The sequence below is a fragment of the Lentzea roselyniae genome, assembly GCF_039537795.1.
GTDB classification, from domain to species: domain Bacteria; phylum Actinomycetota; class Actinomycetes; order Mycobacteriales; family Pseudonocardiaceae; genus Lentzea; species Lentzea atacamensis.
The window spans coordinates 1-12,924 of the sequence record NZ_BAABBE010000009.1 but is presented as its reverse complement, the minus strand read 5'-3'; the positions used below and the strand labels follow the sequence as shown (position 1 = coordinate 12,924).

12 protein-coding genes and 5 pseudogenes are annotated in these 12,924 nt (G+C 67.6%); 12 read left to right on the top strand and 5 right to left on the bottom strand.

Annotated features, from left to right (window positions below; genetic code table 11):
* Positions 1 to 37 precede the first annotated feature (37 nt).
* The 6 genes and pseudogenes from ABFX45_RS17490 to ABFX45_RS17470 all read left to right on the top strand — a co-directional run bounded on the left by ABFX45_RS17490 (position 38) and on the right by ABFX45_RS17470 (position 4,012).
* Complete coding sequence (locus ABFX45_RS17490; protein WP_346131059.1) at positions 38 to 733, top strand: hypothetical protein; 696 nt, start codon at positions 38 to 40, stop codon at positions 731 to 733.
* A complete protein-coding gene (locus ABFX45_RS17485) occupies positions 730 to 1,695 on the top strand; it encodes an ADP-ribosylglycohydrolase family protein (protein WP_346131057.1) in 966 nt (321 codons plus the stop codon). Before ABFX45_RS17490 ends, ABFX45_RS17485 begins: the two co-directional genes overlap by 4 nt.
* A 74-nt stretch (positions 1,696 to 1,769) precedes the next feature.
* Positions 1,770 to 2,201 (top strand): hypothetical protein, encoded by a 432-nt coding sequence (locus tag ABFX45_RS17480; RefSeq protein WP_346131055.1) that lies wholly within the window; start codon positions 1,770 to 1,772, stop codon positions 2,199 to 2,201.
* Positions 2,135 to 3,227: pseudogene (locus tag ABFX45_RS17475) on the top strand (cytochrome c oxidase subunit I); the annotation flags it as partial. The gene ABFX45_RS17480 and the pseudogene ABFX45_RS17475, both read left to right, overlap by 67 nt.
* A 3-nt stretch (positions 3,228 to 3,230) precedes the next feature.
* Positions 3,231 to 3,359 (top strand): annotated as a pseudogene (locus ABFX45_RS46495) (DUF3040 domain-containing protein); the annotation flags it as partial.
* A gap of 179 nt (positions 3,360 to 3,538) precedes the next feature.
* A complete protein-coding gene (locus ABFX45_RS17470; protein WP_346131053.1) occupies positions 3,539 to 4,012 on the top strand; it encodes a cytochrome P450 family protein in 474 nt (157 codons plus the stop codon).
* Here ABFX45_RS17470 and ABFX45_RS17465 read toward each other — a convergent pair.
* Positions 3,987 to 4,869 (bottom strand): IS5 family transposase gene (locus tag ABFX45_RS17465; RefSeq protein WP_411711423.1). Its coding sequence is split into 2 segments (ribosomal slippage): positions 3,987 to 4,527 and positions 4,526 to 4,869, totalling 885 coding nucleotides; the frame shifts between segments, so codons are not numbered across the junction. The genes ABFX45_RS17470 and ABFX45_RS17465 overlap by 26 nt on opposite strands.
* A gap of 457 nt (positions 4,870 to 5,326) precedes the next feature.
* The gene (locus tag ABFX45_RS46490) at positions 5,327 to 5,479 is read right to left on the bottom strand and encodes a three-helix bundle dimerization domain-containing protein (protein WP_428834157.1); all 153 of its coding nucleotides are present in this window, start codon (positions 5,477 to 5,479) and stop codon (positions 5,327 to 5,329) included.
* A gap of 347 nt (positions 5,480 to 5,826) precedes the next feature.
* Between ABFX45_RS46490 and ABFX45_RS17460 the strand changes: the two genes are divergently transcribed.
* A complete protein-coding gene (locus ABFX45_RS17460; protein WP_346131051.1) occupies positions 5,827 to 7,101 on the top strand; it encodes a PP2C family protein-serine/threonine phosphatase in 1,275 nt (424 codons plus the stop codon).
* Positions 7,102 to 7,185: 84 nt separating this feature from the next.
* Here ABFX45_RS17460 and ABFX45_RS17455 read toward each other — a convergent pair whose 3' ends face one another.
* The gene (locus tag ABFX45_RS17455) at positions 7,186 to 7,563 is read right to left on the bottom strand and encodes a MerR family transcriptional regulator (RefSeq protein WP_346131050.1); all 378 of its coding nucleotides are present in this window, start codon (positions 7,561 to 7,563) and stop codon (positions 7,186 to 7,188) included.
* Positions 7,564 to 8,490: 927 nt separating this feature from the next.
* Here ABFX45_RS17455 and ABFX45_RS17450 point away from each other — a divergent pair.
* Positions 8,491 to 8,904 (top strand): ATP-binding protein, encoded by a 414-nt coding sequence (locus tag ABFX45_RS17450; RefSeq protein WP_346131048.1) that lies wholly within the window; start codon positions 8,491 to 8,493, stop codon positions 8,902 to 8,904.
* 55 nt (positions 8,905 to 8,959) lie between these two features.
* Positions 8,960 to 9,100 (top strand): hypothetical protein, encoded by a 141-nt coding sequence (locus ABFX45_RS17445; protein WP_346131046.1) that lies wholly within the window; start codon positions 8,960 to 8,962, stop codon positions 9,098 to 9,100.
* Between the two features lie 19 nt (positions 9,101 to 9,119).
* Here the strand turns inward: ABFX45_RS17445 and ABFX45_RS17440 are convergent, their stop codons facing one another.
* A complete protein-coding gene (locus ABFX45_RS17440) occupies positions 9,120 to 9,533 on the bottom strand; it encodes a MerR family transcriptional regulator (RefSeq protein WP_346131044.1) in 414 nt (137 codons plus the stop codon).
* A gap of 393 nt (positions 9,534 to 9,926) precedes the next feature.
* Between ABFX45_RS17440 and ABFX45_RS17435 the strand changes: the two are divergent.
* Positions 9,927 to 11,431: pseudogene (locus ABFX45_RS17435) on the top strand (SulP family inorganic anion transporter).
* Between the two features lie 174 nt (positions 11,432 to 11,605).
* Here ABFX45_RS17435 and ABFX45_RS17430 read toward each other — a convergent pair.
* Positions 11,606 to 11,776: pseudogene (locus tag ABFX45_RS17430) on the bottom strand (amino acid transporter); the annotation flags it as partial.
* A 66-nt stretch (positions 11,777 to 11,842) separates the two neighbouring features.
* Between ABFX45_RS17430 and ABFX45_RS46485 the strand changes: the two are divergent.
* Together ABFX45_RS46485 and crcB are read left to right on the top strand one after the other, a co-directional pair.
* A pseudogene (locus tag ABFX45_RS46485) lies at positions 11,843 to 12,180 on the top strand (DUF190 domain-containing protein).
* A 162-nt stretch (positions 12,181 to 12,342) separates the two neighbouring features.
* Entirely contained in the window at positions 12,343 to 12,816 is a 474-nt protein-coding gene (crcB, locus tag ABFX45_RS17415; RefSeq protein WP_346131040.1) for a fluoride efflux transporter CrcB, read from the top strand.
* Positions 12,817 to 12,924: the final 108 nt, after the last annotated feature.

The following is a 12,924-nucleotide window of genomic DNA, read 5'->3' as shown; positions in this document are numbered from 1 at the left end:
CCCCACCACCGAACCAGCGCAGGTCACCGCAGTCCGGATGCTGCTCGCAGGCCCTCCGAACCGATGCCCTCACCCCGCACCGCTCGCCATCGCTCGAGGTGGAGTCGTCGCGCTTGTCCGGGGCACCGACCCCATCAGCCAGGAGGTCGAGTGCGGCCTGCGGACCCTGGCCGAGGGCGCCGGGATCGATCTGCTCGACGTCGTCCCCGCGCCCGAGTTCGGGCGAACACCGCCCGCCCGGCGGGTGAAGCTGGTCGTCGCCGCGACCCCGGCCGCCTCGTTCGCGGCCCAGCGGTGTGCCGCCGCCTGGAACGCCCCGGTCATCCTGCCCGGCAGGATCAACCCGGACGAGTCGCTCCGGCTCCTGCTGCGGCCGGAACCCGCGCTGACCGTCGAGTTCGGCGACGGCAGGACATGCACGGTGGTGCAGGCGGCGTACTTCACCGGCAGCGTGCACTGCGCGACCACCTCCGGCGCCTTCACCTGCGAAGCTTGCGAGCTGGCGATCAGCCCGATCCCCGGCGGCATGCTGACCTGCGTGGTGAGCGAGGACGCGAGTCCGGTCCGCCCGCTCCGCGAGCCGCTGAAGCTGCACCTGCCCGCCCCGGTCCTGGCGACCGTGGACGGCATCACCGACGTCTTCCCGGCGGGAACACACCGGATCGACCTCGCGCGCGCCCTCTATCGGATCGTGCTCCACACCACCGCACCGAAATCTGGTGATCTTCGATGACCGCTCCCACCACCGGCGTCACCCGCACGGACAAATGCCGTGGACTCCTGCTCGGCGCAGGGCTCGGCGATGCACTCGGCGCACCGTTCCAAGGCCGTGCCACCGTGGACGCCGACACGCTGACCGCCGAGGAACGCGCACCGAGTCTGCTGGTGCACACCGACGACACCGCCCTCGCCATCGTGCTGGCCGAACACCTGGCCGCGCGGCGCGACACCGACGTTCTCGACGAGGACGCGCTGGCCCGCGAGTTCGCCGCGGCGCGGAAACGTGAACCGTGGCGAGGTTTCGAGTCGGGCACCCCGCCGGTGTTCGGCCTGCTTCACGCGGGCGTGGCGTGGAGCGCCGCCGCCAAGGCGTTCCTGCAAGCACAGAGTTCCCAGGGCAACGGCGCCGCCGGCCGCGTCGCACCGGTCGCGCTGGTGAGCACGAATGTGTCGCACACCAAGCAACTCGCGCTGCGCAGCGCCGCCGTCACGCATGCCCACGCCCACGGCAGGCACGGGGCCGAGTGCCAGGCCGTCGCCGCCCACCTCGCGCTGCACAGCGACCCCGCCCAGCCCCTGGACGGATACCGGTTCCTCCGCGACATCGCCGAAGTCCTGCCGTCACGGCTGTGGCGCGACAAGCTCGACCACGTCAGCCACCTCGCCGACAGCGCCGACCCCACGCACGCCGCCCACGCCCTGGGCAACGACAGCTCCGCTCTCAGCTCGGTTCCGCTCGCACTGCTGGCATTCCTGCGCAACCCCGACGACCCCGCCGACGCCATCCGCTACGCCGTGCGCGCCGGCGGTGCCACCGACACCATCGCCGGCATGGCCGGCGCACTCGCCGGCGCCCGCACCGGCATCGGCGCGCTGCCCCGGTCCTGGCTGCGGCGGTTCCACACCACAGGCAAACTGTGCCGGCTCGCCGACCAACTCGCCGGACCCGCCGCCACGGGGCTGACGACCACATGAGTGCTCGTTTCCAGGAACTCGACTGGCGCCAGACGCCCCTGGGTGAACTCACCCTGCGCCGATGACGCGATCCCGTGACGGGCAAAGAGATCCACGAGATCAAGCTCAACGACGAGTTCCTGATGTCCAGCATGTTCACCGTCGCCGAGGTCGAACTGGCCCGCCTCGCGCTCGCGGAGATCCCGCGGGCACCCCTGGACGTGGTCGTGGGCGGTCTGGGGCTCGGCTACACGGCACAGACCGTGCTGGAGAACCCGGACGTCGGTTCGCTGGTGGTCGTCGACGCGCTCGGCGAGGTGATCGAATGGCACCAGCAGGGGCTCATCCCCGCCGGGACCACCCTGACAGCCGACCCCAGGTGCCGCATGGTTCACGGTGACTTCTTCGCGATGCTCCGCTCCGGGCAGGGCCTCGACCCGGCGACGCCCGGCCGGGCGTTCGGCCAGGTCTGCAGTTCCTGTCGAACGAGCAGTACAACCAGCTGTTCACCATGCACGGCACGGTGATGCTGCTGCTGTACGCAACACCGATCGTGTTCGGGTTCGCGAACTTCGTGGTGCCGTTGCAGATCGGGTCGCCTGACGTGGCGTTCCCGCGACTGAACGCCTTCTCTTACTGGCTGTTCCTGTTCGGCGGGCTGATCGTGGTCAGTTCGTTCATGACGCCGGCGGGTGCCGCCGACTTCGGCTGGACCGCCTACACGCCGTTGTCAAGCGCGACGCACTCCCCTGGCATCGGCGGCGATCTGTGGATCTCCGGGCTCGTCGTCGGCGGTCTCGGCACGATCCTGGGCGCGGTCAACATGATCACCACCATCGTTGCCTGCGCGCGCCCGGCATGACCGCGTTCCGGATGCCGATCTTCACCTGGAACATCCTGATCACCAGCATCCTGGTGCTGTGCTCGCCTCACCGCCGCTCGACTTCCACGTGACCGACACGTACTTCGTCGTCGCGCACTTCCACTACGTCCTCTTCGGCACCATCGTCTTCGCCACCTACGCGGGCATCTACTTCTGGTTCCCCAAGATCACCGGCCGGATGATGAACGAACCGCTGGGCAAGCTGCACTTCTGGACGACGTTCCTCGGCTTCCACGGCACCTTCCTGGTCCACCACTGGCTCGGCAACCAGGGCATGCCCCGCCGCTACGCCGATTACCTGGCCTCCGACAACTTCACGTTCCTCAACACGTTCTCCACCATCGGGTCCTTCGTGCTCGGCCTGTCGGTACTGCCGTTCCTCTACAACATCGCCCGCAGCTACCTCTACGGCGAACCTGCCGGAGGAGACGATCCCTGGGGCTTCGGCAACTCGCTGGAGTGGGCAACGACCTCGCCCTCGCCGCGGCACAACTTCCACGAGCTGCCGCGGATCCGGTCGGAGCGGCCGGCGTTCGAATTGCACTACCCGCACATGGTCGAACGCATGCGCACCGAGTCGCACGTCTCGGTCACCAAACGCGGACCCGCCGGCATCGACGAGACCACCGACAAGGTGCTCGCGCCGACCGACCGCGAAACGAAGCACTGAGCCGTGGACTCCGCGCACGAACCCCAGGAGCTTCGCCGGATCGAGCGCTGGCTCGCCGTCAACGACCCTGGCCTGGCCGCGGCACTCAGCGCACCAGGCGCGGGGCCGCGACAGGCGAACCGCCGATCGATCCGGCTCACCGTCGATCTCCTGGGGGACGGTGTGCCTGGTGATGGGCGTGTTCACCTGCGTGCTCACGTTCATCTTCGTCGGTGTGCTGGTGCTCATGGCTGGTGCGTGCCTGCACACGACCTGCCGGCGCTGAAACGACGTTTGAAGCCCCATGAAGCGGGCACAGGCTTCGTATGGGGATGCGAGATCGCCATGGGGACCAGTCGCTGCGGCTCCTGCTCGAGGGCTACGCCTGGCTGCCGGGCCTCCGGCGCAGCACCGGCAGCGACGTGGTGCGGACACGGGTCATGGGCCAGCCCACCCTCGGGTTGTGCGGACCGGAAGCCGCGCAGTTCTTCTACGACGAGAAACACGTGCAACGGCACAACGCGATCCCCAGCCCCGTGCTGAGCACGCTGTTCGGTCACGGCGCGGTGCACACACTGGACGCCGACGCCCATCGGCAGCGCGAGAGCTTCTTCCTGGCTCTGGTGACTCCGGAATCCGTCGCCTCACGGGTCGCCTGCGTGGCGGCCGCGTGGGAGGACACCGTCGTCGGGTGGCGGGCGGACCGGGAGGTCGTGCTGTTCGACGAGGCGAGCCGGGCGCTGACCGCGGGTGTGCGCCGCCTAGGGCGTGTCCGCCGGGTCATGACCGGGTTTTGTCTGGTGTAGCGCGGATCCAGTCGATGATCTCGATCAGGTCGTTGGTGGCTTGCCAGTGGCTGCCCAGCTTGTCGTAGCGGGTGGCCACTGCGCGGAACTGCTTGCGGCGGTTGAACCCTCGCTCGACCTGGTTGCGCTGCCTGTACCGGGTGCTGTCGAACGATGGCGGCCGTCCACCGTTGGATCCCTTGCGTAGCCGGTTGCTGACCTGATCCCGGCGTTCGGGGATCACCGCCTTGATCTTCTTGCTCCGCAGCAGGGCGCGATTGGCCTTGCTGCCGTAGGCCTTGTCCCCGGTCAGCGAGTCCGGACGCTTGCGCGGACGACCGGCCTTGCCGGGCCGGGGCACGGCGATGTCCTCCAGCAACGACTCCAGCTGCTTGGTATCAGCGGCCTGACCAGGAGTGACCCGGGTCGCCAGCGATCTTCCGCGTCCTTCGCCGATAGTGTGGATCTTGGACGTCAAACCACCCCGTGACCGCCAAGGCCCCGGGCTGCCCGCGATTCCTCCGGGCTCAGCCCCCTTTACGAGCACCCGCCGCATGCTGGTGGGCGCGCACGATCGTGGAATCGACCTGGGCGTTCCAGTCGATGTCCCCTTCGGCCTCGGCCCGGCCCTGGACCTGCCGCTTGAGCCGCGCCCACGTCCCGTCCGCCGCCCACCGGCGATAACGCTCATAACAGGTTTTCCACGGCCCGTACCGTTCCGGCACATCCCGCCACGGAGCGCCTGTCCGCATGCGCCACAGGATTCCGTTGATCACCCGACGACGATCACCCCACCGGCCGCCACGACCCGGCTTCGGAGCCGGCAGCAACGGCTCCAGGATCGCCCACTCCGCATCCGTCAGATCACCACGCGCCACAACGCAATTTGATCAAACCCCACGATCAGCGTTCCGGCGGACACGCCCTAACACGGCGTGGTCGGCGTGACCAGGACGGTCGTCACGTCCCGCGAAGGCGACCTGGGGCGGGGTCGACGTGAGCGGACAGCCCGGTGACGGATTCCTGGGCGGCCGTCTTCACCGCGTCGAGCCGACTGGGCGCGATGTCGGTCGCATCCATGGACAACTACTCGTTCCAGGCGTGGGCTGCCTGGTGGTCCACGATGGCGGTGACGTGGGAGGACTACGCACGGCAGTCTCCGGAAAGTAGGGCCTCTATCAGGCCAAGTCCGATCGAGCATGGATCTAGGCCCGGCGTTTTCAACGAAAGGCGGGCGGCCTCAGCAGCGAGGTGATGTGCTGAGTCCAGTCTCGGAGCGACCCGCTGCTGGCGTTCAGGCTTCGGGAGTGAAGATCGGCATGCGGCGACTTCTGCTCACGTGCGGGCTCGGCCTCCGCAGAGGTCCTGGTGTGCTGCCCTGGCGGCGAGGATGGGCAGGAAGCTCTGGAACTTGGCTTCGCGGGACAGCCGCCCGTACGCGTCGGACACGGCTCGGCGGACGGACTGTGGTCCGCTGTGGTTTTGCATCGCCGGGTGACTTCCTCGGCGGCCAGGTCGAGTTGCGCTTCGACCTGGCGTGGAGCATAAGTCGTCGCCCCTCCCAGACAGTGAACGGACTGTTAAGCACCTTGACCCCTACCGAAGACGAGGCTCCCTGCGCGTGGTGGAGGACCAGATCGAGGTAGAGCTTCTCGGACAGGTCGGCGCGGTCGGGATTGGGTGTTCTGGCGGCCAGCCGCAAAAGTGATCGGCGCCGTCGGTGGTACAGGCGATCGGGCCGGCGATTCGCGGGTCCGCGAGTCGCCGGTGGCCTCGTTGTGTTCAACCGATGCGGGTGATGTGGTTACGGTGGCCCCAACTGCTCGGAGGTTGCCGTGGATGGCGATGTGTTGCGACCGGGTGATGTCCTGGCGGCGGCCGAGAGCGCACCGCCGGTGCAGTCGGTCGAGGTCGTTGCGCGGGACCTGGCGAAGCGGTTCGAGGCCGTCGACGTGTCGTTCCTGTTGATCGACGTCGGTGATGAGCGGCTGGTGCGGCTGGCTTCGACCAGGTGGGATCTCGGCGGGGGTGGCGCGGAGTGCGTTGATCTGCGGGACAGTGTCTACGAGGAGGTGCTGCGCACCCAGCGGCCGTGGCACGAGCAGCACGGCGACGGCATGCGGGTGGTGCTGCCGGTGACCAACCGCGGCGACTGCGTGGGCGTGCTGGAGGTGACCGTGCCCTCGCTCGACGAGGAGGTACTGGCGCAGCTGGGCGAGGCGGCGCACGCACTGGCCTATGTCATCGTCACCGACCGGCGCTTCACCGACCTCTACCACTCCGGCAGGCGCACCACGACGATGAGCCTGGCGGCGGAGATCCAGCACCAGCTGTTGCCCACGGCGTCTTGCTGCGAGGCTGCCCAGTTCACCGTCGCCGGAGCCCTGGTGCCTGCTCACGACATCGGCGGCGACACCTATGACTACGCCCTGGACCGCGACGCCCTGCACCTGTCGATCACCGATGCCGTCGGTCATGACGTGGCCTCGGCGTTGACCGCGACCCTGCTGGTCGGTGCGCTGCGCAGAGCCCGCCGGGCCGGCGACGACCTGGCGGAGCAGGCACAGCAGGCCAACCACGCCCTGCTGGACCACCGCCTGGGATCACTGGCGACCGGACTACTGATGCGCGTGGACCTGCACACCGGAGCGGTCGAGCTGGTCAACGCCGGTCACCCCGTACCGCTGCTGCTGCGCAACGGCGTGGTGGAGCCGCTCGAGCTGAAGATCGATCTGCTCTTCGGAGTCAAGCCGTACTCCTACCGGGTGCAACGGCTCGACCTGCGCCCCGGAGATCGGCTGGTGCTGCTCACCGACGGCATGTTCGAACGCGACGCCGAAGCCGTCGACCTGCCTCTGCTGCTCCGCAGCACCGAAGCACTGCACCCCAGGGAGGTGGTACGGGCGGCGACCAGGGCTGTGAAGCGGGCTTACCGTGATCACCTCCAGGACGACGCCACCGTGCTCTGCCTGGACTGGCATGGAGTCGGCCGCACCGAACGCCACGCAGACAACGGCGCCGACACGGACTCCGCCTCGCCCTCGCGCCCGACCGGTCCATCTGCCCAACCGGGCGAACATCCTGTCCAGGATCATCAGGGAAGGCGCTGACGACCGGACGAGGATGCGCGAGCCGGTAGCTTCGGCTGCTCGCGCATCCGGAGCTACCGAGCGCTTGGGCGATGGTCTTGGCGCTCACACGCCTCGCAACGGTGGGTACGGCTCGCCTGGCGGGTGCGCAGGCGCTGCCTGGGTGGTGTGACTTCTGGCTTCGTGGAGTTGGTCTTCCAGGGTGACGATGCGGCAGGCGGCGTCCAGGCCGATGCCCTCGTCGAGCAGGGTGCGGACGCGGGCGGCCAGGCGTAGTTGGTAGCGGGAGTAGCGGCGATGCCCGCCGGTGGAGCGCTGGGGCTCGATCAGTTTCCGCTCGTCGAGGCTGCGCAGAAAAGCCGCGGTGGTACCGAGCATCTCGGCGGCCCGGCCCATGGTGTAGGCGGGGTAGTGGTCGTCGTCAAGGTTCTCGGCCGCGGTCTGCGGTTCGGCGAGTTCCGGTCGGGATGTCTCTGGGGTCATCGCGCCTCCACATCACGAGGGGCCCCGATGCGCAGTAGCACCGGGGCCCCAAGGGTGTATGGGTTTCACTTCCATCAATCGACCGTGAGGCCGTCTTACCTTTCCGCGTGACCCGCACCAGAGGTGGGGAACTGCGGGGATCGTTGCGTGTGCTTAACCGAAGACCACCCGCCAATCTCGATGGAACCGCGGTACCCGCCCGGCGAACCTCAGCCGGAGACAGGCGATCCGATGGCGTGCAACCCTTCCCTTCTCCTCTGCTACCTGACTTCTGTTCCTTGCATGACCGTCGGCACCGGACTTCTTGCACTGCTGATAACAACTCGCCGACTGGTCGCATTGCATCTAGCACTTGCTACTTCACGCGACTGCCGGCTCCGGGATGGTGCGTACTGCGGTCGTGCTTCCGGTCCTGCTTTGCCGACTGTCCTTGGCCGCTGGCTGGAACCCCTTACCACTGATCGGCCCCAGCACGTCCGGCCGTCCTGCACTGACTCACGGGTAGTTCGTCATCTCCCGTGCCGATATGACGTTCTCTCTCGCAACATGGAGAACACTACACACAGTCGGAGGTGAATGTCTACTCCTGCCACTACAGATTTACTCGTTCCGGCGCAGCAGGCTGTTGACCTGCGGTCTTGGAATGCTCCGACACGGCTGGCCCGACATGGGCGGCGGGTCAACATCCATCTGGGGGCAGAGCCACGCCGGCCAACGCCTCTGGGTGGTCGAGGCACGGTCTTTAGGTGCGGGTTAGCCGCCGTGCGGCAACGACCTGCCGCATGACCGCAAACGGCGACGGCTTGACGAAGGTGCTGTCTGCGGAGGTAAAGGCTTGAATCGAGGCGGCGGGCCAGTTTGACGGCGTCGCTTCGCAGGGTATGGACTGGTTTCGACCGTCTTCAGCGGAGAGGGCGCGCTCTGGTCATGGACAGTCGAGACGACAATCCACCAGACAATTCGGGCGACCTCGTGCTGGACCTCGACGAGCGCGTCCCTGCGATGGTCACGGTTCGCCGTTGGGCGGCGGACGCGCTGGCCGATCTGTCCGACGAGGTACTCGGTGACGTGCTGCTGGTCGTGACGGAGCTGGTGACCAACGCCTACGACCACGGGCTGTTCGCGCGTGAGGTTCGACTGCTCCGCATCTCCGAACCGTGCTCGGTCCGGATCGAGGTGGACGACAGCTCCCCTGAACAACCGGTCCTGGATCGCTCGAGGATCGACCGACACCGTGGTCGCGGGCTGGTCATCGTGGACCGGCTGTCCAAAGAGTGGGGCGTCATCCCCAACGTCGTCGGCAAGACCGTCTGGGCTGAAGTCTCCTGCGGTATCTGCTGAACCAGCACCTCCATACACGCGCATCGCTGTGCCTACTGTGGTGCCGCGACAGTGCATGACGGATAAAAGTGCGCTGCAGAGCACTCTGGTCGACTGGCCCACCGCCAGCGGTTCGGTGCCGGCGTTGCTCGTCCTGGTGGCGCTGCTGTTGGGAGCCGCGCTCCTGGTGCGCAACCGGCACAAGGCCCGCAAGTGAGCCCACTTTCAGGCTTACGTCAACTGCGATATGCAGAATCCGGCCGCGTGCGATCGGCGGTGTTCAGCCTTCGACGCAGGGTGTCAGCGAATTCCTCGGCGCGTCCGAGTTGGGTGCGGAGTTCGTCGCAGCGTTGCTGTGCGGCGTGCTCGAACTCGCGCAGCGTCGCGGTGAGCGCTTGGCGTTCGCTGTCGTCGACGGGCTCGTCGCTGTCGAGGCGATCGGTGGCGGCCAGGAGCTCCTGCATCTGTTCCAGGGTGAATCCGAGCGGCTTCATCCTGCGGATGACCATGAGACGCGCGACGTCCGACTCGGTGTAGAGCCGGAACCCGCCCTGGCTGCGGGCAGAGGGCACCACCAGACCGACTTCGTCGTAATGCCGGATGGTGCGCTGGGACAGCTGGGTCCGGGCTACGACCTCGCCGACCTGCATGTGCTCGCCCGTCATGCGGTGTCCATTTCTGTCATTGCTGCGGTGTCACCACTCACACTCAGGCGGCCCCAGGATCTCTACCCTAACGTAAGGGTAGAGTCCGGACCGGTGCTGAGCTGACTGGTCAACGTCAACCGCCGGTCCAGGCAAACCGTGAACCAGCACCACGACACCACCATCCTCTCAGCCAGGAGCCGCCGCGTGCCTTCATCCCCGCGTCACCGGCTTCCCTCACCTCCGCCGTAGGCCAAACGAGCCGCACCGACCAGCGCTACGGCGACCCACTGCCGCTGTGCGCGACGCGCGTGTGCCCGCCGTTCTTCCTCGTTCTTGATCCATCCGCCCGCTCCGCCAGCAGAGCCGGGCCTGAGCACGACAGGCTGATCGCTGACCATGCCTTCGACCTCCACGTTCACCCTGCCCCGACTCACGCGTCCCACCTGGCTATCACCGAAGGTCCTGCGCACCGAGGTCCTCGCCGGACTGGTGGTCGCCCTTGCGCTGATCCCCGAGGCGATCTCGTTCTCGATCATCGCCGGCGTCGATCCCAGCGTCGGGCTGTTCGCCTCGTTCACGATGGCGGTGGTGATCTCGATCGTCGGCGGCCGTCCCGCGATGATCTCGGCCGCGACCGGGGCCATCGCACTGGTGGTGGCGCCGCTGGCCCGTGAGCACGGGTTCGGCTACCTGATCGCCACGGTGATACTCGGCGGGCTGATCCAGATCGTGCTCGGTTCGCTTGGCGTGGCGAAGCTGATGCGGTTCGTGCCCCGCAGCGTCATGGTCGGGTTCGTCAACGCGCTGGCGATCCTGATCTTCCTCGCGCAGGTGCCGCAGCTGATCGACGTGCCGTGGGCGGTCTACCCGCTGTTCGCCGGCGGGCTGCTGATCATGGTGCTGTTCCCGAAGCTCACCAAGGTGGTTCCCGCTCCCCTGGTGTCGATCATCGCGCTGACCGCGCTCACCATCGGCGCCGGCATCGCCGTGCCCACCGTCGGCGACGAGGGCAAACTCCCCTCCTCGCTGCCGGTACCGGGGATCCCGGACGTGCCGTTCACCTGGGCCACCCTCACCTTGATCACCTTGATCACGCCCTACGCGATCGCCTTCGCGCTCGTGGGGCTGATGGAATCGCTGATGACGGCCAAACTGGTCGACGACATCACCGACACGCACTCGAACAAGACCCGCGAGTCGATCGGGCAGGGCATCGCCAACGTCGTCACCGGTTTCTTCGGCGGCATGGGCGGGTGCGCCATGATCGGCCAGACGATGATCAACGTGAAGACCTCCGGTGCCCGCACGCGGCTGTCGACGTTCCTCGCCGGCACGTTCCTGATGATCCTGTGCATCGTGTTCGGCCCTGTCGTGTCCGACATCCCGATGGCCGCACTCGTCGCCGTGATGGTGCTGGTCTCCTTCGCCACCTTCGACTGGCACTCCGTCGCACCGGCCACGCTCAAGCGCATGCCCACCGGCGAGATCAGCGTCATGGTCATCACCGTCGTGGTCGTCGTCGCCACCGACAACCTCGCGATCGGCGTCATCGCCGACACCATCACCGCGATGGTCATCGTCGCCCGCCGCGTCGCCCATCTCGTCACGGTCAGCCCGCTGCTCGACCCGGACGGCGAGCAGGTCACCTACACCGTCACCGGCGAGCTGTTCTTCGCCTCCAGCAACGATCTCGTCTACCAGTTCGACTACGCGAACGACCCAGACCGGGTAGTGATCGACTGGGCGCGGCGCACATCTGGGAAGCGTCCTCGGTCGCCGCACTTGACGCGATCACCACGAAGTACGCCGCCCGCGGCAAGACCGTCGAGATCATCGGCCTCAACCCGCCGAGCGCGACCATGCACGGCACGCTCAGCGGCGAACTGGCCGGTAGCCACTGATCAACGCGAATCCCAGCCGGCCCTGTCGCACCGCTGATGCTCTGACCTTTCGCGACGGCGAGATCCGCCGATGGCTGACACCCACACTTCGCGGAGACCGTCTTTGGTGAGCTTCGTGCTCATGTCGACATCCCTTCACGTCGTGACACCGCGAACGTCATGGAGGTCAGGCTTTCAGCCACCAACGTGGATGCCGGGCCGCCGGTCCAGATCGGGTTCGCTGGCGCGGATGATCTCCCGCACGACCGGTGCGGTGTCGCCGCGACCGAGAAGCAGGTAGCGGAAGAGGTGGCCCAGCGGGTTGCTCTCGCTCCAGGCGAAGTGGCAGTGCGGCTGGACGCCGGTCGCCGCCGGGTTTCGCGCGGCTGACGTCGGCTTGCCCCGACGTTCTGGCGGCGGTGTACTCGAGCGGTGAGGCTTGCCGGGCGGGCGTTGCGTTTGTCGATCTTCGTCGGGGAGAGCGACAGGTGGCGGCACCGGTCGCTCTACACCGAGATCGTGCGCCGCGCGCACAAGGCCGGACTGGCCGGGCAACCGCGATCCGCGGCATCGAAGGCTTCGGCGCGAGCTCACGCATCCACACCAAGCACTTGTTCCGGTTGAGCAACGACCTCCCAGTCCTGATCGTCATCATCGACGCCGAGGACCGCATCCGCGGGTTCCTTCCGCAGCTCGACGACCTGAACATCGGCGGCCTCGTGATGCTCGACGAGGTCCACGTCGTCAAGTACACGGCCGACCGGCGGTGATGGCAGCCACACCCGCCGTCTCCCGGCCGGCGGACTCGGTATCGTCACCGGCAGCGGCGGTGGGGCTCGCCGCTCCGGACCTCGGAGAACCGCAGCGGCAGCTGCCAACAGTCCCTACTCCCCCAGGTGCGGTACGTCCGCGGGCAGAGTAGGACCACGACTGTGCACAACGAGGTCGAACCCATCGATTCGGATGTTGATCTGCGCGTGCCCGCGCAACGCGCCGAACTCGTGCGCCATCACGGCCCGGTGCTCGCCGCGATCGCGCTCGGCGGCGGCCTCGGCGCGCTGGCCCGCTACGGGATCTCCCAGCTGCTGCCCACCTCACCCGGCGGCTTCCCGTGGAACACGTTCCTCATCAACGCGCTGGGCTGCCTGCTCATCGGCGTGCTGATGGTGCTGATCACCGAGGCGTGGTCCGCACACCGCCTGGTGCGCCCGTTCCTCGGGGTCGGCGTGCTCGGCGGCTTCACCACCTTCTCCACCTACGCCGCCGAAGTCGGTGACCTGCTGCGACCCAGCTCCGCAGGGATGGCGCTCGTCTACCTTGTCGCCACTCCACTCGCGGCGATGCTCGCGGTGCTGCTCGGTGTGTGGGCCACCCGCACCGTCGTCACGCGACAGGAGGCGAGCTGAGATGCACCTCGCCGGAACCACGACCCGCCTGACCATCCTCATCGGCGACGACGACCGCTGGCAGCACCACGCACTGCACCACGAGATCGTCCTGCGCGCACGCCGCGC

Bases quoted from the DNA above. Each gene is read 5' to 3' on its own strand.
- ABFX45_RS46490 (WP_428834157.1), bottom strand. From the start codon at position 5,479: ATGCAAAACCACAGCGGACCACAGTCCGTCCGCCGAGCCGTGTCCGAC.
- ABFX45_RS17450 (WP_346131048.1), top strand. From the start codon at position 8,491: ATGGACAGTCGAGACGACAATCCACCAGACAATTCGGGCGACCTCGTG.
- ABFX45_RS17440 (WP_346131044.1), bottom strand. From the start codon at position 9,533: ATGCAGGTCGGCGAGGTCGTAGCCCGGACCCAGCTGTCCCAGCGCACC.
- ABFX45_RS17470 (WP_346131053.1), top strand. From the start codon at position 3,539: ATGCGAGATCGCCATGGGGACCAGTCGCTGCGGCTCCTGCTCGAGGGC.
- ABFX45_RS17485 (WP_346131057.1), top strand. From the start codon at position 730: ATGACCGCTCCCACCACCGGCGTCACCCGCACGGACAAATGCCGTGGA.
- ABFX45_RS17445 (WP_346131046.1), top strand. From the start codon at position 8,960: ATGACGGATAAAAGTGCGCTGCAGAGCACTCTGGTCGACTGGCCCACC.
- ABFX45_RS17455 (WP_346131050.1), bottom strand. From the start codon at position 7,563: ATGACCCCAGAGACATCCCGACCGGAACTCGCCGAACCGCAGACCGCG.
- ABFX45_RS17490 (WP_346131059.1), top strand. From the start codon at position 38: ATGCTGCTCGCAGGCCCTCCGAACCGATGCCCTCACCCCGCACCGCTC.